The sequence below is a fragment of the Nostoc sp. FACHB-133 genome, assembly GCF_014698055.1.
GTDB lineage: Bacteria > Cyanobacteriota > Cyanobacteriia > Cyanobacteriales > Nostocaceae > Nostoc.
Genome location: NZ_JACJSH010000032.1, coordinates 51533 through 75704, shown reverse-complemented (window position 1 = coordinate 75704; position 24172 = coordinate 51533). Strand labels below are relative to the sequence as shown.

At 40.7% G+C, this 24172-nt stretch carries 21 protein-coding genes; 12 read left to right on the top strand and 9 right to left on the bottom strand.

Annotation, left to right across the window (positions count from 1 at the left end; translation table 11 throughout):
• The first annotated feature begins 36 nt into the window (after window positions 1–36).
• Complete coding sequence (locus H6G86_RS23595) at window positions 37–1509, top strand: TldD/PmbA family protein (RefSeq protein WP_163936289.1); 1473 nt, start codon at window positions 37–39, stop codon at window positions 1507–1509.
• A gap of 259 nt (window positions 1510–1768) precedes the next feature.
• Window positions 1769–3109 (top strand): TldD/PmbA family protein, encoded by a 1341-nt coding sequence (locus tag H6G86_RS23590; RefSeq protein WP_190936355.1) that lies wholly within the window; start codon window positions 1769–1771, stop codon window positions 3107–3109.
• Between the two features lie 70 nt (window positions 3110–3179).
• Here H6G86_RS23590 and H6G86_RS23585 read toward each other — a convergent pair whose 3' ends face one another.
• Together H6G86_RS23585 and H6G86_RS23580 are read right to left on the bottom strand one after the other, a co-directional pair.
• On the bottom strand, window positions 3180–3620 hold the full coding sequence (locus H6G86_RS23585; protein ID WP_114080482.1) for a pentapeptide repeat-containing protein: 441 nt from the start codon (window positions 3618–3620) through the stop codon (window positions 3180–3182).
• A 446-nt stretch (window positions 3621–4066) separates the two neighbouring features.
• Window positions 4067–4843 (bottom strand): ABC transporter permease, encoded by a 777-nt coding sequence (locus H6G86_RS23580; RefSeq protein WP_190936354.1) that lies wholly within the window; start codon window positions 4841–4843, stop codon window positions 4067–4069.
• A 328-nt stretch (window positions 4844–5171) separates the two neighbouring features.
• On the opposite strand from H6G86_RS23580, the gene H6G86_RS23575 reads away from it, so the two are divergent.
• Window positions 5172–6320 carry a DegT/DnrJ/EryC1/StrS family aminotransferase gene (locus tag H6G86_RS23575; protein WP_190936353.1) on the top strand — a complete coding sequence of 383 codons (1149 nt, stop codon included), beginning with the start codon at window positions 5172–5174 and terminating at the stop codon, window positions 6318–6320.
• Between the two features lie 109 nt (window positions 6321–6429).
• On the opposite strand, the gene H6G86_RS23570 is transcribed toward H6G86_RS23575, so the two are convergent.
• Window positions 6430–7176: a DUF561 domain-containing protein gene (locus tag H6G86_RS23570; protein ID WP_190936352.1), complete on the bottom strand. Its 747-nt coding sequence runs from the start codon at window positions 7174–7176 to the stop codon at window positions 6430–6432.
• 269 nt (window positions 7177–7445) lie between these two features.
• Here H6G86_RS23570 and H6G86_RS23565 point away from each other — a divergent pair, with 269 nt between their 5' ends.
• Window positions 7446–8252, top strand: a complete 807-nt coding sequence (locus H6G86_RS23565; RefSeq protein WP_190936351.1) for a class I SAM-dependent methyltransferase — start codon at window positions 7446–7448, stop codon at window positions 8250–8252.
• 285 nt (window positions 8253–8537) lie between these two features.
• On the opposite strand, the gene H6G86_RS23555 is transcribed toward H6G86_RS23565, so the two are convergent.
• Entirely contained in the window at window positions 8538–10898 is a 2361-nt protein-coding gene (locus H6G86_RS23555) for a tetratricopeptide repeat protein (protein WP_190936350.1), read from the bottom strand.
• Between the two features lie 377 nt (window positions 10899–11275).
• On the opposite strand from H6G86_RS23555, the gene H6G86_RS23550 reads away from it, so the two are divergent.
• On the top strand, window positions 11276–11548 hold the full coding sequence (locus H6G86_RS23550; RefSeq protein WP_190936349.1) for a hypothetical protein: 273 nt from the start codon (window positions 11276–11278) through the stop codon (window positions 11546–11548).
• 112 nt (window positions 11549–11660) lie between these two features.
• Window positions 11661–11888 carry a hypothetical protein gene (locus H6G86_RS23545; protein WP_163933087.1) on the top strand — a complete coding sequence of 76 codons (228 nt, stop codon included), beginning with the start codon at window positions 11661–11663 and terminating at the stop codon, window positions 11886–11888.
• 101 nt (window positions 11889–11989) lie between these two features.
• Here H6G86_RS23545 and H6G86_RS23540 read toward each other — a convergent pair whose 3' ends face one another.
• Entirely contained in the window at window positions 11990–12892 is a 903-nt protein-coding gene (locus H6G86_RS23540; RefSeq protein WP_190936348.1) for a hypothetical protein, read from the bottom strand.
• 313 nt (window positions 12893–13205) lie between these two features.
• Here H6G86_RS23540 and mnmA point away from each other — a divergent pair, with 313 nt between their 5' ends.
• Window positions 13206–14261, top strand: a complete 1056-nt coding sequence (mnmA, locus tag H6G86_RS23535) for a tRNA 2-thiouridine(34) synthase MnmA (RefSeq protein ID WP_190936347.1) — start codon at window positions 13206–13208, stop codon at window positions 14259–14261.
• 46 nt (window positions 14262–14307) lie between these two features.
• Here mnmA and H6G86_RS23530 read toward each other — a convergent pair whose 3' ends face one another.
• From H6G86_RS23530 to H6G86_RS23515, 4 genes are all read right to left on the bottom strand, one after another.
• Window positions 14308–15396, bottom strand: a complete 1089-nt coding sequence (locus H6G86_RS23530) for an HNH endonuclease (RefSeq protein WP_190936346.1) — start codon at window positions 15394–15396, stop codon at window positions 14308–14310.
• Between the two features lie 12 nt (window positions 15397–15408).
• Entirely contained in the window at window positions 15409–15744 is a 336-nt protein-coding gene (locus H6G86_RS23525) for a type II toxin-antitoxin system RelE/ParE family toxin (RefSeq protein WP_190936345.1), read from the bottom strand.
• Window positions 15744–16013, bottom strand: coding sequence for a type II toxin-antitoxin system ParD family antitoxin (locus tag H6G86_RS23520; RefSeq protein ID WP_190936344.1), 270 nt, complete (start codon window positions 16011–16013; stop codon window positions 15744–15746). The genes H6G86_RS23525 and H6G86_RS23520 overlap by 1 nt, the downstream gene beginning before the upstream one ends.
• A 124-nt stretch (window positions 16014–16137) precedes the next feature.
• Window positions 16138–16791, bottom strand: coding sequence for a Uma2 family endonuclease (locus H6G86_RS23515; protein ID WP_190936343.1), 654 nt, complete (start codon window positions 16789–16791; stop codon window positions 16138–16140).
• Between the two features lie 194 nt (window positions 16792–16985).
• On the opposite strand from H6G86_RS23515, the gene sat reads away from it, so the two are divergent.
• The 5 genes from sat (at window position 16986) to H6G86_RS23490 (ending at window position 24143) form a co-directional block, all read left to right on the top strand.
• Window positions 16986–18164: a sulfate adenylyltransferase gene (sat, locus tag H6G86_RS23510; RefSeq protein WP_190936342.1), complete on the top strand. Its 1179-nt coding sequence runs from the start codon at window positions 16986–16988 to the stop codon at window positions 18162–18164.
• A gap of 239 nt (window positions 18165–18403) precedes the next feature.
• Window positions 18404–20533, top strand: coding sequence for a caspase family protein (locus tag H6G86_RS23505; RefSeq protein ID WP_190936341.1), 2130 nt, complete (start codon window positions 18404–18406; stop codon window positions 20531–20533).
• 67 nt (window positions 20534–20600) lie between these two features.
• On the top strand, window positions 20601–21716 hold the full coding sequence (locus H6G86_RS23500; RefSeq protein ID WP_190936340.1) for a tetratricopeptide repeat protein: 1116 nt from the start codon (window positions 20601–20603) through the stop codon (window positions 21714–21716).
• Window positions 21717–22025: 309 nt separating this feature from the next.
• Complete coding sequence (locus H6G86_RS23495) at window positions 22026–22868, top strand: DUF2382 domain-containing protein (RefSeq protein ID WP_190936339.1); 843 nt, start codon at window positions 22026–22028, stop codon at window positions 22866–22868.
• A 378-nt stretch (window positions 22869–23246) separates the two neighbouring features.
• Window positions 23247–24143: a DUF2382 domain-containing protein gene (locus H6G86_RS23490; protein ID WP_190936338.1), complete on the top strand. Its 897-nt coding sequence runs from the start codon at window positions 23247–23249 to the stop codon at window positions 24141–24143.
• Window positions 24144–24172 lie beyond the last annotated feature (29 nt).

The window sequence follows — 24172 nt, the reverse complement described above, 5'->3', positions numbered from 1 at the left end:
CAAATCTCTGAATTACGCCAGCAGACGAGGCTACCCATGCTTACAAGTACGCTACTTCTCTCGAATCAACTTCCCACCTTACAATATTCCTCTACACCAGAGCGTTTCGATGAAACCTGGGAAGCCCCCCTGGCTACCCTCCTGGGATTAGGACGCGCCGCAGGCGCTGACTTCATCGAATTATTTTTAGAACGTCGCAACTATATTAGTTGTCTTGCAGAAGAGGATTCCATCACTAGTATTTCACCAAGTCTGTCTACAGGTGCGGGAGTCAGAGTATTTCGTGGCAAAGCCGATTGCTACGTCAGCACTAATGACCTTTCGTTTTCTGGTTTGAAAGCAGCTTTAGAAAAAGGTCTGTCTATCCTGGGATTGCAATTACCTGCTCCTAAAGCTTTCATCCCAGAAATTAACCTGGAACTACTGAGAGATTACGCCACAAAAAGAGGTAAAGATGCATGGCTACCAGTGTGTAGCTCCATCCGCGAAATGGGAGAAGTCCTCCTTGATGGGACTGCTCACCTGAAGCAAAAAGCTAGCCACGTTCAATCACGCCGTGCTACCTATTTTCGGGATTGGCAAGAAGTCTTAATCGCCGCCAGTGACGGAACTTTTGCCCGTGATATTCGCCTCACCCAGTCGGTAGGATTTAACCTATTGTGTGCTGATGGTGCTAATCGTACCTCAATTGGCGATCGCGCGGGTAATACTAGCGATGCCAATTTCTTGAGAACTTGGGATTCTCAACAAGCCGCCGAAAAAATAGCAGAATCTGCCGGCAAAATGCTCTACGCGGATTACGTAGAATCGGGTACTTACCCGATTATTATGGCCAATCACTTTGGCGGCGTAATCTTCCACGAAGCCTGCGGACACCTGCTGGAAACCACTCAAATTGAACGCAATACCACTCCCTTTGCTGACAAAAAAGGCGAAAAAATTGCCCACGAAAGTTTAACAGCCTGGGACGAAGGGCGCTCTGAAAATGCCTTCGGGACAATTGACATGGATGACGAAGGTATGCCTGCTCAAAGAACCTTATTAATTGAAAAAGGCGTTCTCAAAAACTTCTTAGCAGATAGAACAGGTTCTGCACGCACCGGACACCCCAGAACTGGAAGTGGTCGCCGCCAAAACTATACTTTTGCTGCTGCTAGCCGGATGCGTAATACTTATATTGATTCTGGCGAATATAGCACTGATGATTTATTTGCCTCGGTTGATAAAGGTATTTACTGTAAGAAAATGGGTGGTGGTAGTGTTGGTGCTACAGGTCAATTTAACTTTAGTGTTGATGAAGCTTATTTGATTGAAAATGGCAAAATCACTAAACCCCTAAAAGGAGCAATTTTAATTGGTGAAGCTAAGGAAATTATGAATAAAATTTCTATGTGTTCCCAAGATTTGGAAATTGCACCAGGTTTTTGTGGCTCTGTCAGTGGCAGCATTTACACCACAGTCGGGCAACCCCACATCAAGGTTGATTCTATTACCGTCGGTGGACGATAATAATTTTAGATTTTGGACTTCGACTCCGCTCAGTCGAACGATTTTGGATTTTGGATGGTAATATTCAAAATCCAAAATGCTCATGCTCCCGGATAATTCCGTAGGTTCAATCTAAAATCTAAAAGAACAAATTGTTTGACTGTTACTTCAGTCAGAATTATTCGAGAGAAATATAAGCAATAACATCCAAAATCTAATCTTAAATAAAAATAGAATCGCTGCCAATCCAAAATCTAAAATCTAAAATCCAAAATTGACTATGCCAAATATCAATGAGATTGCAAACTCTGCTAAGGACAATGCCGAAAAGCTTGGTATTAAAAAATTTGACATTTATGGCTCAACAGTAGACGATACTAGCGTGCAAGTAGACCAAGGTGAGCCAAAACAGGTTAAAGCTTCAAATCGCTCTGGTGTTACTGTTCGTGTCTGGAATGAAGATAATACAATGGGTGTCACCAGCACCACAGATGTAGATTCCAAAGGACTGGAATTAGCTTTGAAAACTGCTTATGAAGCCAGTTTCTTTGGTGTTAAAGAAAATGTTCCTGATTTTAGTCCCGAAGCTACTGCTCCTATTGCAAATAAACCCCAAGATAAGACACCCCAAGCACCTGTTGCTGAACTGATAGAAAGATTGTTGATAGCTGAAAAAGAATTACTCGCAGCTCATCCAGCAATAAAAGGCGTGCCTTATAACGGTTTATCACAAAGAGATATTGACAGATTCTATCTAAATAGCGATGGCGCAGTCAGAACTGAATCTCATTCTTTAGCATCAGTTTATCTTTACAGCAAAACTGAAGAAGAAGGAAAAAAACCTCGTAGTGCAGGTGCTTTTAGAATCAACCAAAGTTTAGATAATCTAGACATCAATGGTTGCATCAAAGAAACTGCCGATAAAACTATCAGCCACTTGAACTATGAAAAAATCAAGACTGGTAAATATCGAGTTGTTTTCTCAGCAGAAGCTTTCTTAAGTCTGTTGGGTGCTTTTTCTAACTTGTTCAACGCTCAAAGCATTTTGGATAATCAAAGCCTATCTACTCCTGATGATTTAGGTAACCAAATTGCTTCTCCTCTACTTTCAGTTTTTGACGATGCACTGCACCCAGCTAACGTAGGAGCAGAAACTTTTGATGGTGAAGGAACTCCGACTCGGCAGATTTCGCTAATTGAAAATGGCGTTTTAACAAGCTTTCTCCACAGTGCAGGCACTGCTAAAAGGTTGAATGCCCAGCCAACAGGTAATGCTAGTATTGGTGCAAAAGTCAGCGTTAGCCCCAATTTTTATCATGTTTTTACAACAGCAACTCCTGAAGAAGAGCTAAGTTTAGACACTGCTGAAAATGTGATTTTTATCGATGATTTACAAGCTCTCCATGCAGGAGTTAAATCTTTGCAAGGTTCCTTTTCTCTGCCATTTGATGGTTGGCTAGTTAATAAGGGTGTTAGGACAAGTATTGAGTCAGCAACAGTTGCTGGCGATTTCTTGGAACTCTTAAAGTCAATTATTTATGTAGAAAAAGAAGCTGAGTTAACGCCAGGGGGAGTTTGCCCGAAAATCTGGGTTAATGAACTGTCAATTACTGGTGAATAAAATTTAGTAAGTGCAGAGTTAGGAGTTGAATTTAACTCTTAACTCATCACTTTGAAATCATGACTCACCATTAATATTCACCACCAACGCTAATGGCAGTATTGAATACATCTGCACCGCTTAAATCAATATTAGCTAAAACAGCGCCATCTACGTCAGTATTATATAAACGGGAATTACTCAAATTAACGTTGGTGAGATTAGCATTATTTAAGATGGTATCGCTGACAAATGCTTCTGTGAGATTAGCAGATTTCAAATTAGCACCAGTTAAATCAGCGCCTTCTAAATTAGCACCTTCGAGATTAGCTCCTTTTAAATTTGCATTTCTCAGGTCAACACCTATCAAATGAGCGCCTTTGAGGTTTGCTCCTGCTAAATTACATCCCAAACATTCTCTAGTTTCCAGCAAGCGCCGGACAGGGGCGGAGTTTTCTGCTTTGACGGGAATCGGAGCGGCTAAAGATAGCGTGCTGAGTAAGGCTGCTGCCGTCAAAAAAATTCTTTTCATATTTACCTCCGACACTTCTAGAAGTCATTAAATTTTTAACTTCTACGATACTAGTGTGCCAAGATTACTGAATTCTGTACTCATGCGATCGGAGGAATATGTAATTTCTATGAGATTAGATATTCTTCTGTAAATTAGTCCGATGGGATTAAAATTAAAAGTTTTTTAGTAGATATTACAAGTGCTTGGACACCGCAAGCAACGCCGAAAAATCATTTTTAAACCGCAGAGGCGCAGAGAGCGCAGAGAGAAAAAAGAGATTTTACTAGTCACCTTGAAAGGACTAGTACAACACGGCGGAAATAAACCACCCATTCTAAATTAATGAAATGCTTACGCTGTATTCATTTTTAATTTTTAATTTTTAATTTTTAATTCCGCATTGCGGTACTAGTCCCATTATTGATTTGGGTATCAGCTTCCTTAGCTCGTAATTGAAGATTTGTTTAACTGACTAACTGCGCGGCGGAATTGAAAAATTGACGACACAACCCCCTAGTAAGCAAAATTGTTGTCAACAAGTTAGCGAAAGCAACCATAAATATAATCAAAATTTCGTAAGATACTGCATCGAGAGGTTTCACACCAGCTAGTAACTGTCCGGTGGTGATTCCTGGTATTGCGACCATCCCGATGAGAATCATTTGATTGAGAGTGGGGAGCAATCCGGCTCTGATGGCATCTTTGCGATACTGGCTAACTGCTTGTTGGGGCGTTGCACCTAAGCTCAAGTGGGTTTCTATTTCGAGATGACTGGAATTAATGGTGCTGACAAGACGATCGCCTGCGATCGCAGCTGCATTGGTAGCATTGCCTAAGACTATTCCTACTAAGGGAATTATATACTGTGGTTCATACCATCTGTCTGGTTGAATAATCAAGAAGTTGGTGTAAAACACTGTCAGGACGGTACTAATTAAAATTGCACCCCACACCAAAGGCAACAAATGAGGAATTTTTTGGCTGATGCGATTTCGTGCGACAATCGCCGTAATTGTCAGCATTATTGCTAATAGCGCCAAAACTGCCCAAGCATTGTCTAAAGCCAAGATGAAATCTAAAATGTATCCCAATACAAGAAGTTGTAAGATGGTTCTCCCAGTAGCAAGGGCTAGGTTCAACTCTAATCCTAATTTTTCCCAGGCAGATAAACCAATGGCGATCGCCATCAATCCCACAGCAATAGCTAAATCCACGAAATCCAGCTTGATCATATCCTGCATGGGTTTTCTATCTCCTAGTATTTTCTTCTCAAAGCAGCTTACACACCTGGAACTTTGATCCGATGTGTTGGATCTTGGTTGATATATATCACCTTCATCAATTCAAAATTAAAAAATGGTACAACCTTAACATGGCAAACTCCTAGTATGTCTACTATCTGTAAATTAAATGTGCGGTAGTCTACCGCGCCACAATTTAAGTAAAAACCCTAATAGATGCGTATCTTAGGCGATAGTCTCTTAGTTGCTCCTTTTTGATTAACAATTCAATCAGCAAAAATTGACTCTCGAAGTGCATCCTTTGTATCTCCCGATAAAATGAGAACTCATGATCCAAAGTGTAAATCCCATCCCTGCCTTTGATATCAAGCAGCAATACACCACCATCGAAGCAGAAGTAAGTGCAGCCGTTTTAGAGGTTCTGGCTTCTGGTCGCTATATTGGCGGCCCCCTAGTTGAAAACTTTGAGCAACAATTTGCTGCTTATAATACTGTTACTCAATGTGTGGCTTGTAATTCTGGTACTGATGCGCTCTACTTAGCGTTACGAGTCTTGGAAATTGGTGCAGGCGATGAAGTGATTACAACGCCTTTCACCTTTATTGCTACATCTGAAGTAATTAGCGCCGTTGGCGCAAAACCTGTTTTTGTTGACATTGACGCTACTACGTTTAATTTGGATGTGGAGCAAGTAGCAGCAGCGATTACACCTAAAACTAAAGCGATTATCCCGGTTCACCTGTTTGGACAACCTGTGGATATGACATCATTGATGGCGATCGCTCAATCTCACAATTTGTCAATAATTGAAGATTGCGCTCAGTCTACAGGCGCAATGTGGGCTGATGAAAAAGTAGGAAGTATTGGACATATTGGTTGCTTTAGTTTCTACCCTACCAAAAATCTTGGTGGTTGCGGTGATGGCGGAGCTATAACGACTAATGATCCTGCGATCGCTACTAAACTGCGAATACTCCGGGAGCATGGTAGTAAAGTTAGATATTTACACGAGGAAATCGGTGTAAATAGCCGCTTGGATGCTCTCCAAGCAGCCATATTGCAGATTAAGCTGCGTTATTTAGATACTTGGAATGATCGCCGCCGAGATATCGCCAACTATTACTATCAATTCCTTAGCCAAATTCCGGGAATCGTCCCGCCTCAAGAATTACCTGGGGGTATTGGGGTATGGAATCAATACACTGTTCGCATCTCAGGCGAAGGGCGAAATGGTTCTAGCGCCAAATATCGAGATTGGGTGCGTAATCAATTGCAAGAACAGGGCGTAAGTTCAATGATTTATTACCCCTACCCTTTACATTTGCAGCCAGTTTATCAAAATCTGGGCTATCAAATTGGGGACTTACCAATAGCAGAGCAAGCTTGCCATGAAGTCATAGCTTTGCCCATGTTCCCAGAATTGACACAGCACCAGCAAGACCAGGTGATTTATGCGTTGAAGGATTGTTTGGGGTGAGGGGAGTGGAGGAGAGGGGGAAAGGGGGCAGGGAGAAAGGGAGAAGAGTTTTCCCGTCTGCTCCCTGCCCCTCTACCTCTTTTCAATGCCCAATACCCACTCCCTACTCTTACTTCTGAGTTAGCACTCTTGCAGTTGCCAAAGCTTCTACTAAGCCACGCACAGCAGCAATCATTGCTATTTCACTATTGAGTTGGTTGATGGCGGAACCAACACCAACACCAGCTGCACCAGCAGCGATCGCTAATGGTGCTGTAACGTTAGAAATGCCTGAAGCACACAATACTGGCACTGACACCACACGGGAAATCTCAAAAGCTGCTGCCAAGGTGGGAGCAGCTTTTTCAATTAATCCTAAAGTTCCAGGGTGAACTGGGTTACTGCTAGTACCGCCTTCGGTTTGGATAATATCTGCTCCAGCTTTCACCAGTTCTTCTGCTAACTGCACCTGTTGATCTAGTTCCAAAATGTGGGGAACGGTGACAGATAAGGTGATTTCTGGGAGAAGAGCGCGGGTTTGCTTAGTCAGCGCTAGCACTTCTGGAGCCTCAAAGCGACGACCCTGAGCATAGAAGGAATCGAAATTCCCGATTTCAATTAAATCAGCACCAGCCGCCACAGCTTGCACAAATTTTTCTGGTTCTACTGCTGATACACAAATTGGTAACTTTGTCAAACTTTTAGCTAACTGTACCAAAGCGCGATCGGCGGCAATATCAACAAAAGTAGCACCGCCAAATTCCGCAGCTTTGACAGTAGCAGCAACGCTAGCAGCGTCGAAGTTATTCAAGCCGCTAATCACTTTCAGAACGCGGCGGTTAGTAAATGCACGTTGGAGTGTAGGATGCATCGTCATGGTTAGGCTTTTGAAGCTATGAAAATTATAAATTAGGTATATTCTACCGTTACTCAGTTGATGAGGAACTAAATCACTATGACAGTTGCCAAATTTTGATAGTTTTATCCTTTACCGCCACTAACCAGAATTTTACCTATCAAAAGTTTACTCTCCCAATTCAGCTAAGTATTAAATGCAGCACTACAGTACCATGAAGCATAAACTTCAGCAGATATCTATGTGAAAATAATTTAGTTCTGTTAAGTAATTCTTTTCAGGAGGAAGACATGACTGAAGAAATCATGGCAAAATTTGACGATCAAGAAATACTTGAACTTTGGGACAATAGAGCTAGAGACTGGGATATTCAAGTTGGCGATGATGGTGACAGTAATCGAATTTTGAACTCAGATCCAGTACTATGGAGTTTCGCTGGTAACGTTGCAGGATTGTCTGTCCTCGATGCTGGTTGTGGCACAGGGTATCTGGCACGCCAGCTTTGTCTAAAAGGGGCCAGTGTAACTGGTATAGATTTTTCACCTCAGATGATAGAAATTGCCAAATTCAGAGCTAGCCAAAATAATCTAGATATAGATTTTCATTTGGATTCATGCACTGAACTAAAGTCGCTTCCAGATGAGCAATTTGATATGATCGTCTCAAATTATGTTCTCATGGATTTGCTCGATCTCGAAGGAGCAATAAGGGCATTCAATCGTGTTCTTAAGCCTAGTGGTATTGCAATCCTTGTGTTCTCACATCCTTGCTTTCCCCAAGGCAACTCGACAACTGTAAATGAGGATGGGACAGTTTCTTATAGTTGGGCTTCTTCTTACTTTGAAAGGACACAACACAACGACGAGCCTTGGAATCATTTCACAACACCATTTATCTGGTTCCACCGCCCTCTTTCCGATTACTGGAAAGTCTTCAAAGCAGCAGGTTTTTCTGTAGACGAATTTGAAGAACCAAGAATTACCCCAGAGCGATATCATCTTGCCGAAAATGACCGGAAGCTTTTCAATTCCCAAACACGTCCTTATTCGGTAGTTTTTAAACTTCTGAAGGTTAAAGGATTACATAGGAACCCATAACTTTTAGTTTTAGCCATCACCTTCGTAGCACTTTTTACTAATATCCTAATCAAACTCTAAAGGCCACAAATCAGAAATTGGTACTTCCCATCCTGGGAGCAAATCGGGAACTCTTAAAATATCGCCATCACGAAGTATTATTGCTTCTTGTCCAAGGTTGTAAACTTCAACAATCCGCTCATCTGGATTGAGTAAAATTCCTACTTTAGTTCCTAAACTGTCACTCCAAAGACTTCATATCTAAATGAGAAAACAGGAATAAGCAGTAAAATCGAGTATTACTGCCTATTTTTCAAAACAATCCATTGCTGTTTGGACTTTCTCAACTTGTCTTGGTGCTTGCATTTCGTTAAAAAGTGCGATTGCTTGTAAAAAACTTTCCCTACTTTGACTAATTTCACCCATTTTTTTATGAGTTAATGCCAATTGATAATAAGCCTCAGCTAAGTCTGATTTAGCACCAATTTTATCCAGAATTTCTATTGCTTCTGAATGATGAAAAATTGCTCTTGCAAATTCTCCCTGTTCTCGGAAAAGTTCCGCAAGACAACTTATAGCTTTAGCCTTAATCTGAGTAAAGTTGTTTTCTTCCGAATGAAATATAGCTCGTTGGCACAACTCAAAAGATTTTTTCAGATTACCTAAATTTTTATAAGTTAAGCAGAGAGTTACTAAACTATGCCCTATTCCCCACAAAGTCACTCTAGTTGATGTTGAGATGCTAGAAAAGGCAACTTCAGCAAGATTAAAGGCATCTTCTCTGCTACCAAAGCGTGATTTTATCATAGCTAGACAGCATTGGGCATAAGTCATGTAATCATCAAGATTGCTATTTTGTTCAGCAAGTATACAAACAGAATTGAAACAATCTTCGGCTGCTTGTATTTCCCATAATTCAAGTTTGCAAAGCCCTGTATTAAACAAAATAGAAATCTCTGTTTGTTTGGCATCTAATAATGTGCCTAAGACTTTTCCTGATTTATCATAGCATTCTATCGCTTCTCTAATGCAACCGATTATTCGATATGTATAGCCAAGGATATTGTAAAGTCTAATTAATCTTTCTGGTGATTCTATATCGTCTATTATTCTCTTAATTACAGAAAAATTTTTCTGAAGCAGTCCCAATTGGTAAAACGAGGAACCTAAAGGTAAACCTGTACCCCATTTTTTACCTCTTCCTTGTAAAATTACATCACCAGCTTGCTCAAAATCACTAATTTCTACATAGTGATAATAAGCTTCTAAAGCAGTTAAAGCATCATTTATATTTTTAATAGATGTAACTCTCTGTGTCCAACATTCTGCGGCTTTTCGGTTTACTAATTCCCATTCTTCACTGACTAATCTTAATCTACTAATCGCTTCATCACGAATTACAGGATGTAACCAATATTGTCCTTTTTTTGCTTCTATCAAAGACAAATCTTGTAGAGCTTTAATTACACCTCGCCGTTTTTGGACTGGTACATCCCAAAGCAAACATAAAACTCCCTCGATAGGTAGTGAAGGAATATCTTGATAACGATAGCATCCTAAACGACAAAGGAGACGATAAGCTTCTAAGTCAATTTGTTGGAGACGGTTAAATTGACTTGCGACTAAATCTTTTAATTCTCTTTCTATTAATAAATCTGTAGAGTTTTCCTGCCAATATGAATGAATATCACCAGAAAAATCCGTCAATATTGCTCCTCGGAGAATTTGCATTGCTTTGGCGTTACCTCCATAAGCTCTGCACATTTCGCTGAGAATAGTACAATCACAATTGATGTGGCAACTGCTGAAAAATTCTCGCCATGCTTCATCATCTAAACCTTCGAGTGGGTAAAGATAAACCTCTACGCTAGACTCCCGCAAACGCTCACGACTTGTAACTAAAGTAACTGAATGCACATCTGAGTCTGCTAATACTCTCAATAGCTCAACATAAGGGCGACGATATTCTAGGAACTTACCATTTTTATCGAGAGCAGTTTCTAGATTATCGATAAACACCCCAATTTTAGAAGTTTGTTCTCGGAGTTTGCGCCGTAGTCGTTCTAAGCTGATCCCAAAGTCTCTTCCCGGTTCTTCGTTAAAGTATCGCCGTAGCCATTCTTCAACTACACTCTCTACAGGAGTCAGGTTTTGGATTTCTGTGGCCATCCACAGTTCTAGGACAAAATTAAATTTTTGACTTTTAAAATATTTGCGTGCTAATCTTGTTTTGCCAACACCACCTTCACCCTGGATGAGGATAACTTTTTCTCCCCGACTGAATAAGGTGTGGAGTTCGGCTATTTGGCGATCGCGTCCTACAAAGTTAGAATCTAAATCTTGGGGTTTAGTTCCATTCGTCGCTAGATTTGGAATCTGAGAAGCTTTTTGCGACTGTTGGTTTGTTCTAAATCCTTGAACTACGCCTTGGAAGGTAGATTTTGAGACTTTTGCTCCTAGAACTTTGGAGAGTAAATGCCAAAGTTCTGCACCAACTGCTTTTAAATGCGCTTCTGTATAGCCACGGCTGTTGGCGATATGCTGGTAAGTCCGCTTTTCATCCTCCCACAAATTACGCAAGATAATCCTTTGAGTTTTATCTAGATGTTCTCCCGTCTTGAGAAAAACCAAGTTATCTACAAACTCTAAGGCCTCTTCTACACCCATTTGCTAACTTGATGTATCATTTGTAATTCATTATAACCATACTTTTACTACTTCTTCCTACCTTCCATACTACAAAAAAACTTTTTCCTACTGGGTAGGAAGCTTACTTTATCCGACTGCAAAGCATTATGGACTGTATTACTGTTGTAAGTAATACAGGCGAAGTTAAGTTAAGCGCCAATAATAAGGTGGTTGAGGACAGATTTTACCAGCGTTACTACTGCAACCTTAGTAAATCACAGATGTTATTTGTTACCGTCCTATATCAATGACTCCTGAAAGTGGTGTCTACTAAACAGCAGTGGGTATTAACTAACTAGATTCTGTAGAGCATATTTACAACTAAGTATGTAAGTCTTTATCCTACAGGAGGTTCAATGATGTTAGACAGAGATTGTCATCATGATTGCAATCAGAATCAGTGCCCTTTTGCCCAAGATACACGTAATCCCAATAGATATGTTTGCCTGAAATGTGGTGTTGAGCGAGAAATAAATAAGTATTCTTCTAGCTTCGGCTCGTTTTTGCTGCTGTTGTTGGGCTTGTTTATTTCGTTCCAACTATTAGTTAGTTATGAAAAGCAAAGCAATCCACAAAAGCAACAACAATCACTGAATAATTCACCCAATCAGGGAAATATCCACGTGTAAAACTAATCTTCGTGCTGGGTATGATTTCCCCATTTCTGATTTTGTAAATGAGAAATGGGAAATCAAAAAAAATATTCACTGCTAAAAATCAGCTACTTTCGTGAGTAAAATTATGGACACCAATCAGGATACACTTCTCTTTCGCTTTGCTTCTAAGTCTTTGAAATATTTCTTGTTAGTGCTGTTTGGGATTGCGATCGCTTATGTCCTATCCAGTGGTTTAGGTATCTTACAAATTATACCTATACTGCTGTACCTGTTACAACAGTTTTTGCTTCCTGTGGGAATTATCCTGTTGTGTTTAATTACAATAGCGGTAATTATTGAATCCCTGCGTTAAGAATTGGGGGAGTAGAGAGTCTATCAATTTTGGATTTTAAATTTTAGATTTGTTCTTCAATTCAAAATTCAAAATCTAAAATCGATGGACTCCTAACTTCTTCATTTACCGTAGAAAACCCTGGCATTTCGGTATCCTATATTTCGCAGATACTTGTTCCATTCCTCAGCTTGGAATCGATCAGAGAAAGGCCCTACTGCTACGTGTGGCCCTCGTGGTTGCGTCCTTTCGAGGACTGCGCCAGATCGTCCTAAATCTTGACTAAATCGGGCTAGATTCTGCCTAATTTGTTCTGCGGTCGCAGATAACTGTTCTTGAGTAGTCGGAATAACGACATAATATCTAGAGGCTTGCTTGGGAGGATTTATATTGCTGCGTTCCCCTGCAAAGCCTCTATTACCTACATCTATTTCCTGTCCGTTACCAAAGCTGATAATCCGAGCGCTATATATTCCCCGTGACTGTAACTCACTCACCCGTTGTTGGGCGTTAGATACTCTGTTAAAAACACCTGACTGAATAACATTCCTTCCTTGATACTCGCGAATGTAAGCACTGGGTTCAATCTGACGGATTGCTTGTAGCGTCTGGAAATCACTACTATCTACATAAACTAAGTAGCGCTCAAAGTTCTGGTTATATTGACTAAACTGTGTAGGTTGGGGGGGCTGAAAGTTCTGACCGGATTGATTATTTTGTAATGGTTGCGGCGGTTGAAAGTTCAGATCCGATTGATTATTTTGTAATGGTTGCGGGGGTTGAAAGTTGAGATCGGATTGATTGTCCTCCACTAGTTCTGCTGGTTGTAACTGCGGTGATGGCTGTTGACCAAAGGGAATTGGCGGTGGTGGTAAAGCTTCACCTCCTTGTTGAGCCAGTAGCATACTGTTGTGGATTTGTGCTTGAGCTGGGGCATAGTCAGGAATCAGCACTAACCATCCTCCTACTAGCAGAGGGAGAAATCGGATAGTGAGCTTCCAACCCTCAGAACTTCGGCGCAGCATCTGAAATCGGGTAAATTTACTTGGTATTCCTCTCGACATAGTACTTAGAAAGTAGTCAAAGTATTTTTAAGCAATTTCCATCAGGAACTAATTAGTTCACCGTTGTAGCAACTATATAGCGTTAACGTAAAATTAGCTCATCTGCGTGGCAAAAAATACATCTTTGAGAGGAAATAGGGAATAGGGAACAGGGAACAGGGGAAACCCACGGCTTAAAAGCCGTGGGTTCAAAACCGAAGTGCTTTGGTAGCAAGGCTTTGAAAGAGTGTGTGCTACAATTGGACAACCACGCAGCTATCGTGTCGTGCTTTGTATGAAAAAAGTCGTCGTTGGTCTTTCTGGTGGCGTTGACAGTTCCACCGCCGCAGCTATCCTGCACCATCAGGGCTATGAAGTGATTGGTTTGACTCTTTGGCTAATGAAAGGCAAAGGTCAATGTTGCTCTGAAGGTATGATCGACGCGGCTGATCTCTGTGAACAACTGGGCGTTCCCCATCAAATTGTAGATATTCGGGATGTCTTTCAAACGCATATTGTCGATTACTTGGTAACTGGCTACAGTGCTGGAATCACGCCTTTGCCTTGCTCTCAATGCAATAAAACGGTGAAGTTTGGGCCAATGGTGCAGTATGCTCGTGAAGAATTGGGATGCGATCGCATTGCCACCGGTCATTATGCCCGAATTAGCTATGACGAAGCAACTGGACGTTACCAGTTATTAAGGGCTATTGACCGCAACAAAGACCAGTCATATTTTCTCTATGATTTGTCTCAAGATTTACTTGCAGCAACTATATTTCCTCTAGGTGAACTAGAAAAAACTGATACGCGCCGGATTGCGACTGAATACGGACTGAAAACTGCTGATAAGCCAGAAAGTCAAGACTTATGCTTAGTGGAAAGTAACGGTTCCATGCGGGCATTTTTGGATAAATATTTAGCTCCCAAAACAGGCGATATTGTCGATACCACAGGCAAAGTTTTGGGACAGCATGATGGTGTGCATCACTACACCATTGGCCAGCGCAAAGGTTTGGGGATTGCTGCTGCCGAACCGTTGTATGTGATTGAATTAGATGCGGAAAATAATAAAGTAGTAGTAGGCGATCGCACTAAGGTAACTCAGCCAGAATGCACTGTAAATCGGGTAAATTGGGTTTCTATTGCCGAACCATCCACCCCAATTCATGCCGAAGTGCAAATTCGCTATCGTTCAACACCTACACCAGTGACGGTGATTCCGTTGGAAAACTCTCGTGTGCGTTTGGTGTTTGATGAACCCCAAATCAGCATCACCCCCGGACAAGCGGCGGTGTGGTACGACGGCGAGAAAGTGTTAGGTGGCGGAATTATTGAACAATTTAATTGAATCTTACCCCACTTTTGCGCCCCTCCACAAGTGAGGAGGGGTATTTTTATTTCTCACATTTTTGTAAAAAAGTTTGATGATGCTGTTCCAATGCAATTGAATTAGGTTTAAATCTGTCTTTATCAGGAAGTAGTAATTTTTTTCCGCCGAGTCCTTCATAATTAGTCCCACATAAACTAGGAGAAATTACTACCTCATAGCTTTTTGGATCAATAGATAGTAAGTGTTGATCAAAAAGTACGTGTATATCTACCCGAAGTAAAATTCCATTGGAGGGATGATTTGTTTCACTGCCAAGATAGGGAATAATATGAGCAGCTTGTAATACTTTATCTGGGCCGAAGCCTGTAATAGCACACTTTCCTTGATAGGCTTTTAGTAGCTCGCGCCGAAATTTTGATTGCCCTTTGCGTTGAACAACTACGGATACAACCCGCTCTCTATCATCTGTAATATTCTGCGGATTAAATTTATTTTCAAGTATATGAAGTAATTCTCTCGAAAGCTCATCTTTAGGCTCTTTTCCAGCCATCAGATGCATCAATTTCACTAAAATATTATCCCTTCCTTCATAATCCAAATTATGCTTATTTATATATTTATGGTAAGCAACAACTAACTCGATATAATCGATGTTTTCCTCATTGATAACATTCGCCGTTATTTTATCAGTTAATTCTGTTGACAAAGGTGGATTTAGAGTATTTTTTTCTATTATTTCCTTTATAATTTGCTCCCAAAATAGAAATAAATTCTTTGATAATTTATCCTTTGGTTTTTCTCCAAAAGAGAGGTTTAGAAGTCTATATAGTATATCTCTTTTCTGCTTAAAGCTTAATGTATTCTGCTTTGTATATTCTACAAAAACAATAGTAATTCTTTCCCAACATCTAATTTCCGGCTCTGGAAAAACATCACGTGTGAAATCCATTACCCAATCTTCAAAACTATCTTTGAACAAAAAACCTAGATATGAGTAAATTATTTTAATTCGAGTAATTTGCCCGGAAGTAAGTTGGCTTGTTAATTCTCGGCGAATTATAAGGTTATCTAAAGAAATAGTTTTAGTTGTAAACTTGCCTGTCTTAAGGTTTAAGACTTTTACTTTTCTATTAAATTTTTGATGATTTGACATTTTTTAATCTTACTATTCCCATTTGTTATCTCCTAAATCTTCATCCAATATTGCTACGATATCTCGTCCGCCATAAATGACTCTAAGAATCTCTACACCCGAATCTGAAGGAAGATAAAAAACAAGGTAATTTTTAAATCCTTTTATTGCTTGCTGTCGAACACCAGATAAATTAGGATGATAAAATTGACAAGATTTTCCCATCCCTGGCATTTTACCCAGTTGTTTGAAAGTTGTTTCTGCTGCTGCAAGAAACCTATCTGAAGCTTCCAAGTTATCTTCTGCAATATAAGTTGCTAATTCTATCAAATCGCGGATGACTTGCGGTCGTTTGCTTACGTCGCTCATTAACCTTGGTTTGACCCTTTATGCTTGGTGATTCTTTCCCGCACAGCTTGGCGGATATCTTCCCAATCATCAGGAGTCATCTCAGTTGCATTCCCAGAATTTAGACCTTCTAAAAGCATCGTTTCCAAACGTTCAGCCGCTTGACGCTTTTGGTCTTGGCGCACTAACTCACGAAAATATTCACTGACGCTGCTGTAACCACCAGTTGCCACTTTCTCTTCTATATAAGTCCGCATTGCATCAGGGAGAGATATATTTATACTTTTCACTGGCACAACGTCCCTAATTTTTCCTTCATAATATTACTTTATGCCAATTTATGCCATTTATTGCCATACAAGGATCAATTAGCAAAAGCGATACCTGCGGCGGACTACGCTTACGTACTCTCTATCAAAAACTACTTCTCTCTAATGTTCCTTCAAACTCTTTCAAAGCTTGTACAGTTCCTACTTGCCAAGCTCGTTCAACTGTAGCGGCAATAATTTGAGTTAGAGGGATATTTGGAAAGTTAGGACTGTTATCAGATTCGATGTAATGTCCATCCCTGAGTAAATAAATCCTCAGCTTTTTACTATCGTAAATCCATAGTTCTGGAACTACGATCGCAACGTATGCATCAAGAGTTGTTTTTGATGTCACATCTGTTTCAATTGCCAAATCAGGAGGCGGATCGTTTGGTTCCAGTTTGCGACGACCAATCATTCTTTGGTAATTTTGGATGTAGAAGCAAGCATCTGGTTCTACCCCTGCTATATTTTCCCGCTTAAAGGTGGTTGAACCGAAGGGTTCATAACTTTTCCCGGCGATCTTCAGCAAGATTTTGACAATATCCGAAATTAAGTCCTTTGATTTTTCGTGTTCGGGTAGAGGAACCATAATTTCTAACGTAGACTTGCTGTAAGCAACTCGTAGCGATCGCTTTTCCCCCAGTTCTTGCAATATAGACTCAAATTCCTTCCAGCTTACATCTTGAATAGACACTGTACTACCAGGTGCTAGCCGCATTTGGCTAACAGGTTTAACAACGGGAGATACAGCAGTCATAAGCATTTTCCTTATAAAGGAACTATTCTGAAACTTGAGGCTGGATTAGCTTTAGCGTAACCTAATCAGATCGCTTAGAGGCTAGTTGCAACAATTTTCCTCCATTCCCTAAACTCTTTATTTCTACGTACCAGCATTTGATAAGTTAGTACATAATCTGAAACAATAACAGTAAAAACAAAGAGGGGATTACGTTGAGTCACAATCCAGATGCCATAGCCCCCCACGGTGGACAGTTGGTTAACCGTATCGCCACACCAGAACAAAGAGCAGAGTTTCTCTCAAAAGCTGACTTTTTGCCACGAGTGCAACTTGACGATCGCGCCGTTTCCGATGTAGAAATGATTGCGATCGGTGCTTTTAGTCCACTCACGGGTTTTATGAACCAAGAAGACTACGATCGCACTGTTACAGAAATGCGATTAGCTAACGGTCTTGTGTGGTCAATCCCGATTACACTATCGGTCACTGAAGAAGTAGCTTCCCCATTGCAAGAAGGTGGCTTAATTCGTCTGGATAACTCCAGAGGTGAATTTATTGCAGTTTTGCAACTCACGCAAAAATATAACTACGACAAAATCCGCGAAGCCATTAATGTCTACCGCACTGATGATCTCAAACATCCAGGCGTGCAGGTACTCTATAACCAAGGTACTGTACATCTGGCGGGTGATATTTGGCTGTTGCAGCGCGAACCTCATCCCCAGTTTCCCACTTACCAAATAGATCCAGCAGCCTCACGGCAACTATTTAAAGATAAGGGTTGGAAAACAATCGTTGGTTTCCAAACTCGCAACCCCATCCACCGCGCCCACGAATATATTCAAAAGTGCGCTTTAGAAATTGTTGATGGTCTATTTTTGCACCCATTAGTCGGGGCAACAAAAGAAGATGATATCGCCGCTGATGTGCGGATGCGCTGCTATGAAATTTTGCTGGAACATTACTACCCCTTAGACCGGGTGACTTTGGCAATTAATCCAGCCGCAATGCGCTATGCTGGGCCTCGTGAGGCAATATTCCATGCTTTAGTTCGCAAAAACTACGGCTGTACTCACTTTATCGTCGGACGGGATCATGCTGGCGTTGGTGACTATTACGGTACTTACGATGCACAGTATATCTTTGATGAATTTGCCCCAGGTGAATTGGGCATTGTGCCGATGAAATTTGAACACGCTTTCTACTGCACGCGTACTAAGCAGATGGCAACATCTAAAACCAGTCCCAGCAGGCCAGAAGAACGTATTCACCTATCCGGGACAAAAGTTAGGGAAATGCTGCGGCGCGGCGAGTTACCTCCACCAGAATTTTCTCGTCCAGAGGTAGCAGCAGAGTTAGCGCGGGCAATGCGAATAGAAGTGCCTGTTTAGGATATTGGGGATTGGGCACAACAGTTCCGTTAGCAGATAGCTAAGGTTTAGCCCGTGCTGAGTGAGGAGTGCTGTTAGCGGATAGCTAAGGTTTAGCCCGTGAAGAGTTAGGAGTTACGAATTCTCTCCCTGCCCCTTGCCCCCTGCCCCCTGCCCCCTGCCCCTCCTTTTGTAACTTTACAATACAGAGTTCAGCCCTGTAAGCTGCTAGCTAATGGGCTTAGGGCTGATAGCTAATTATGAAACGCCGCACGTTTTTACATAAAATTGGCTCAATACTCGCGGTATTGGGAGTAACGGAAGCTGAGTGGTTGACTTTAGGAAATCGCTATTATCAGGCTTTGGCACAACCCAACTCGCGCAAGTTGGCATTGTTAATAGGTATTAACCAATACTCCAAAATACCAAACCTCAGTGGTTGTCTCACGGATGTGGAACTGCAAAGAGAACTTTTGATTAACCGCTTTGGTTTTCAAGGGTCAGATATTCTAACCTTAACTGAGGAACAAGCCAGCAGGGAATTCATTGAGGCAGCTTTTTCGGATCATCTGGGCAAACAAGCTAAACCTGGTGATATAACTTTTTTCCACTTTAGCGGTTATGGCACTCGTGTCAAATTGGAAACATCGCCAGATACAATGCAAAATGCTCTGGTGACAGCTAATGTAGCTCTTGACTTACAAGATGACAAAATAGTCAATCATATATTAGAAGAAACTCTACTGCTATTATTGCGATCGCTCCCTACAGACAAAGTAACAGCAGTATTGGATACTAGCTATGATGCTCCTAACACAGTAATAGGATTAAAAATTCGTGCCCTTCAGGAGTCGGGAGCAAAGCTAGCAACTGAAGAACTCGACTTTCTCAAACAACTTAAAACTCAGAAGTTATCCAATACTCCGATTGTTTTAGCAGCTACCTCAGAACCAAAGCAGCCAGCAAGGGAAGGTCTTTTTTCTGGTTTTAGTGCTGGGTTATTCACCTACGCCTTGACGCAGTATTTGTGGGAATTCACGCCAGCCACCAAAATTCAAGTCGCCCTTTCCCACGTGGAAAATTCTCTATATAAATCAGGTAGTAAACAGCAACCAGCGTTATTGAGTATTCAGAAAAATCCAGATATAACGTCTCTACTGCCAGACGGTATCATTGGTGCAGAAGGTGCAGTGAGTGATATTGAAGAAGACGGTAAAACCGTACATCTGTGGTTAGGAGGATTACCCCCACAAGTGCTGCTATACTACGGAGTGAATTCTAGATTTACACTACAGACAAAACAGCAATTAGTATTGCGATCGCGCACTGGGTTAACAGCAAAAGCCCAAATTTCCAAAATTGCAGGTGCAAATCCCCTACAAATCGGGCAACTTGTCCAAGAAGCAGTCCGAGTTTTACCTCGAAATATTAATTTAACAATAGCTTTCGATAGTGCATTGGAAAGAATTGAGCGGGTAGACGCTACAAGTGCCTTTGCTGGATTTTCCCATGTATCTACCGTAGTTGTAGGTGAGAAACCAGCTGATTATGTATTTGCCAAGCTACAAGAAACTCCCAGTCGTTATGGTCTATTTTCTCTTGGGGGCGAGCCAATTCCCAATACCACGGGGGAAGTAGGAGAAGCAATAAAATTAACAGTGCAAAGGTTAGCGCCAAAATTATCAACCTTGCTAGCAGCCAAATTATGGCGACTCACAGAAAATAGAGGTTCTTCTCGCTTGGCTCTCAAGGCAACCTTAGAAATAATTAATAATATATCGCCTCGCGTCATCATGCAGCGCGAAACAGTGCGAACCTTCAAAACTGAAACTTCGATTCAAAAATCAGTACAGACGCGATTAATCAAGTCTCTCCCCACTCCCATTGTGCCTATTGGTAGTCGAATGCAATATCGAGTGGAAAACCAGAGCGAGCGCCCACTATATTTAATCTTACTGGGATTAAACAATAATCATACAGCAGTTGCCTTCTACTCTTGGGAAACTCCCCAAGAACCAAATACTACCGACATCAAGCCAATCCTTCAAGAAGTCGTCATCGCCCCTGGTGAAAGCCTCACCCTACCCCAAACTAATGCTGCTTCCCAATGGGTGATTTCAGGGCCAGCTTCTGAGTGCGAACAACAACTTATTTTTAGTCCTGTCCCCTTTAGGGAAACTCTAGCCGCCTTGAGTACTGCTAAGTATTCCACAGTCGAACAACGGACGATTGGCCCATTGTTGAATCCCTTAGACGTTGCACAAGCCTTGCTCCAAGACTTGCATAACGCCAGCGCACTCAAAACTGAGATGAACAGCACAGCAGCCGACTCATATATCTGGGATGTGAATAATTGGGCAAGTCTTAGCTTTAGTTTTCAAGTAGTGTAAACATGGAATTCAGGAATTTAGTTGTGTATATAACTATGGTTCCTGTATTAACACTTAATAGAGTTTCATGAAAATCAAGAATCGGGTAGGGTTAGCGTTCTCACTCGTCTTACTATCTGCCAGTATTACTACCGCCCAAGCAAAGTCAACTGACTTACCCAATCCGACAATTTCAACTCAGCAGCAAGACCAACTAGAAAAACTACAACAAGAGAAAGAAATACGCGATCGCGTTCAATCTGAAGTAGATCGGGCTTTTGGTCATAGCACAACCCTACTCAACATTTTGCTAATCGTATTAACTTTTTTGCCAATCTTAGCGGCGGCTGGTGTTTGGTTGCTACGTCGTAGTGTAGTTAGTGAATTAGTAACTGAAACAAAGCAACAATTAGAGACAGAAGTCAAAACACAACTAGAAAAAGAAGTCGCGGCAGAGGTAAAAAAACAAACAGAAGATTTTAAGCAAGAGCTAGAAATATTAAAGTCCGACTTTTTAGGGCAATTATCCCAATTAAATAATCTATTTTTAGATGCTCAAAACCAAAAAGAGCTAATTCTTCAGCAACTTTCTGGATTAACGCCTTCCCCATCATTAACACAAGATTATGTTCACCCAGAAATTCAGCAAAAAATCCAAGAATTAACAACACAGCTAGAAATACTCAAGGCTGGAAATACTCATTTATTTTTTACTGCTAATGATTATCTTAAACAAGGAGATGCTTTATTTTTTGAAGGTCGATATGAAGATTCATTAGCCTGCTATGAACAAGTTATTCAGAGAGAACCTAATTCTTTTCTTGCTTGGATCAATCACGGCTGGGCACTGAGAAGATTAGGGCGCTATCCAAAAGCATTATTATCCTATCAAAAAGCAATTGCTATCCAATCAGATAACTATATAGCTTGGTTTGGGTGCGGTAATTCGCTTAGAAAACTACAACGACATGATGAAGCGATCGCTTCTTATGAGAGAGCCTTAGAACTTCAGCCTGAATTTCATTGGGCTTGGTGCCATAAAGCCCGTTGTCATGCATTAAAAAACGATCGTGATTTAGCTATTGAAAGTTTGACACAGGCAATTAAATTAAGAGGCGATCAACATCGAGAGTTAGCAAAAAATAATTCTGACTTTGATTTAATTCGAGCAGATGAACGGTTTAAGAAAATACTTGCAGGTTAGATTTTGCGCCTCCCATCTCTTTGTTTGTTTACCGTTCTAGTCTTTGGATGTTAGATAAGTGCCTCTGTACTGGCTAGCCTTCGAGATAAAGCATCTCAAGCAACTTTTGATACCAGTATAAATTCGAGCTTTTTATGACTTTAGTTGTATTCCTATTGATTGACCTAAGTGTTCAAATTGAGTATTTTGCTCATAAAGGATGAATTAGAAACTATAAAATATCTCAACTGAATTCAGTCGCCAGCAGGATGAGACTCAGCACAATATTTTTTACACTAAAGTTAATAAACAACCTGGAAACAACATAGTATGCCTCTTCATAAACTTGAACATTTTGATCCAAACTATCGAGAAACTTTTGGTGGAGACGACGTTAAATCACTGATTCTTTATACTGAGGGAGGAGACAGAGTTGGCTCAGTCGCTGATGTTTTAGTTGATGATGATGGTCATTTCCGATATTTAGTTATTGATACAAGCGGTGATTTTTCTGGTAAAAAAATCTTACTACCAATTGGTCTTTCCCGGATTGATTATCCTGCAAAACGTGTCTATGTTGATGGGTTGAGTAAACAACAAGTAGAAGGTTTAGTTGAGTACAAAGAAGACACAATCTTTGATCACGATTACGAGGAAAAGGTACGTAGTGGATTTCGTTCTCCAACTAGTGGTGTAACTTACGATCGCAACACATACAATTACCAGACAGAACCAGCTTTATACGGACTGAATGAGCAATCTCATCAAACTTTCAAACTCTATGAAGAACGGTTGATTGCAAATAAACAGCGCATCAAAACTGGAGAAGTAACGGTTGGTAAACACATTGAAACAGATACTGCAAGTGTTACAGTACCTATTCAAAAAGAACGAGTTGTAATTGAGCGAGTTGTGCCAACAGAGGCAGGAAACGTAGTAGATATCAATGAACTTAAGTTTCAAGAAGGTGAAGTTGCGCGCATAGAAGTGTACGAAGAAACGCCTGATATACGTAAAGAAGCCTTTGTGCGTGAAGAAGTCCGAGTCAAGAAAGTTGTAGAAAGGGATACAGTGGAAGCACAAGACACCATTCGTCGAGAAGAGTTAGATGTTGATACTGCGGGTAATTTACATGTGAATGAACATGGCAGTACTACACATGAAGCTATTTAAGGAGATTGGATTTTTTAAAAGTTGTAGAGACGGGGTATGTTAGCGTAACGGAGCATTTATGCTAGCATCTCGTAGATAAACCCAGGTCAATTTGTATTCTCTACAGTATTTTCATTACAACCAAAATTCCTAACTCCTTAAATCTGTTAGCTGAAAATTTGCGGTGTTTATATCCCCGATTTTTAAAAAAGTTGGGGATATAAATTTTAAATTATCATTCATTTAGGACTGCTTTTATTTGCCATCAAGAAAAATAACTATAACCTTTGGTTATTTAACTATTAAAATAATTCATTCGACAGAAGGATGTAAAGAAGTAAAGAAATTTTTATCATAATTACTATGAATTGAAAAGAAAAATATTGAGGTTAAATAATAATGGTACTTTACAAATTAGAAGATTTTGAGCCTAACTATCGTGATGCATTTGAAGGCCACGATATTAGCGGACTTGGGGTTTATACACAAGGAACTGATGAAAAAATTGGCACTGTTAGCGATGTTTTAGTTGACGAAGAAGGTCATTTTCGCTATCTAGTTGTTGACTTAGGCTTCTGGATTTTTGGTAAAAAAGTATTACTACCAATTGGTCGTGCCCGTATCGACTATAACGTTGATCGCGTCTACACAATTGGCTTGACTAGAGAGCAAGCAGAAGATTTACCTGAGTTTAATGAGCGTCAAGCGCTTGATTACGATTACGAAGAACGGGTGCGTGGCGTATATCGTCAACCAGTAAATTCCACCAATACTTTAGATGCATCAGCACCTGTAGAAGCATCAATACCTGTAGATACAACCTATCAACCAACGACGACTACGCCAATTTATAATCGTGATAGCTACAATTACGAACATGAGCCTTCTTTATTTGGGTTAAATGAGCAAGATCATCAAACTCTGAAATTGTATGAAGAACGGCTGATTGCCAGTAAACATCGCCAAAAAACTGGAGAAGTATCCATTGGCAAGCGTGTTGAAACTGATACTGCACGGGTTACAGTGCCAGTAGAAAGAGAGCGAGTTGTGATTGAACGTGTAACTCCAGCAGATGCAGGTACTGCCGTTTCTGGACGCGAAGCAGATTTCCGTGAAGGCGAAGTTGCTCGTCTAGAAATCCACGAAGAAACTCCTGATGTTCGTAAAGAAGCATTTTTGCGTGAAGAAGTCAGAGTTAGAAAAGTGGTAGATCAAGACACAGTTGAAACGCAAGAAACTGTGCGTCGTGAAGAGCTTGATGTGAATTCTGGTAATTTTCCCATCGAAGAACGCTAACCAAACATAGTCATTAGTTAATAACTAAT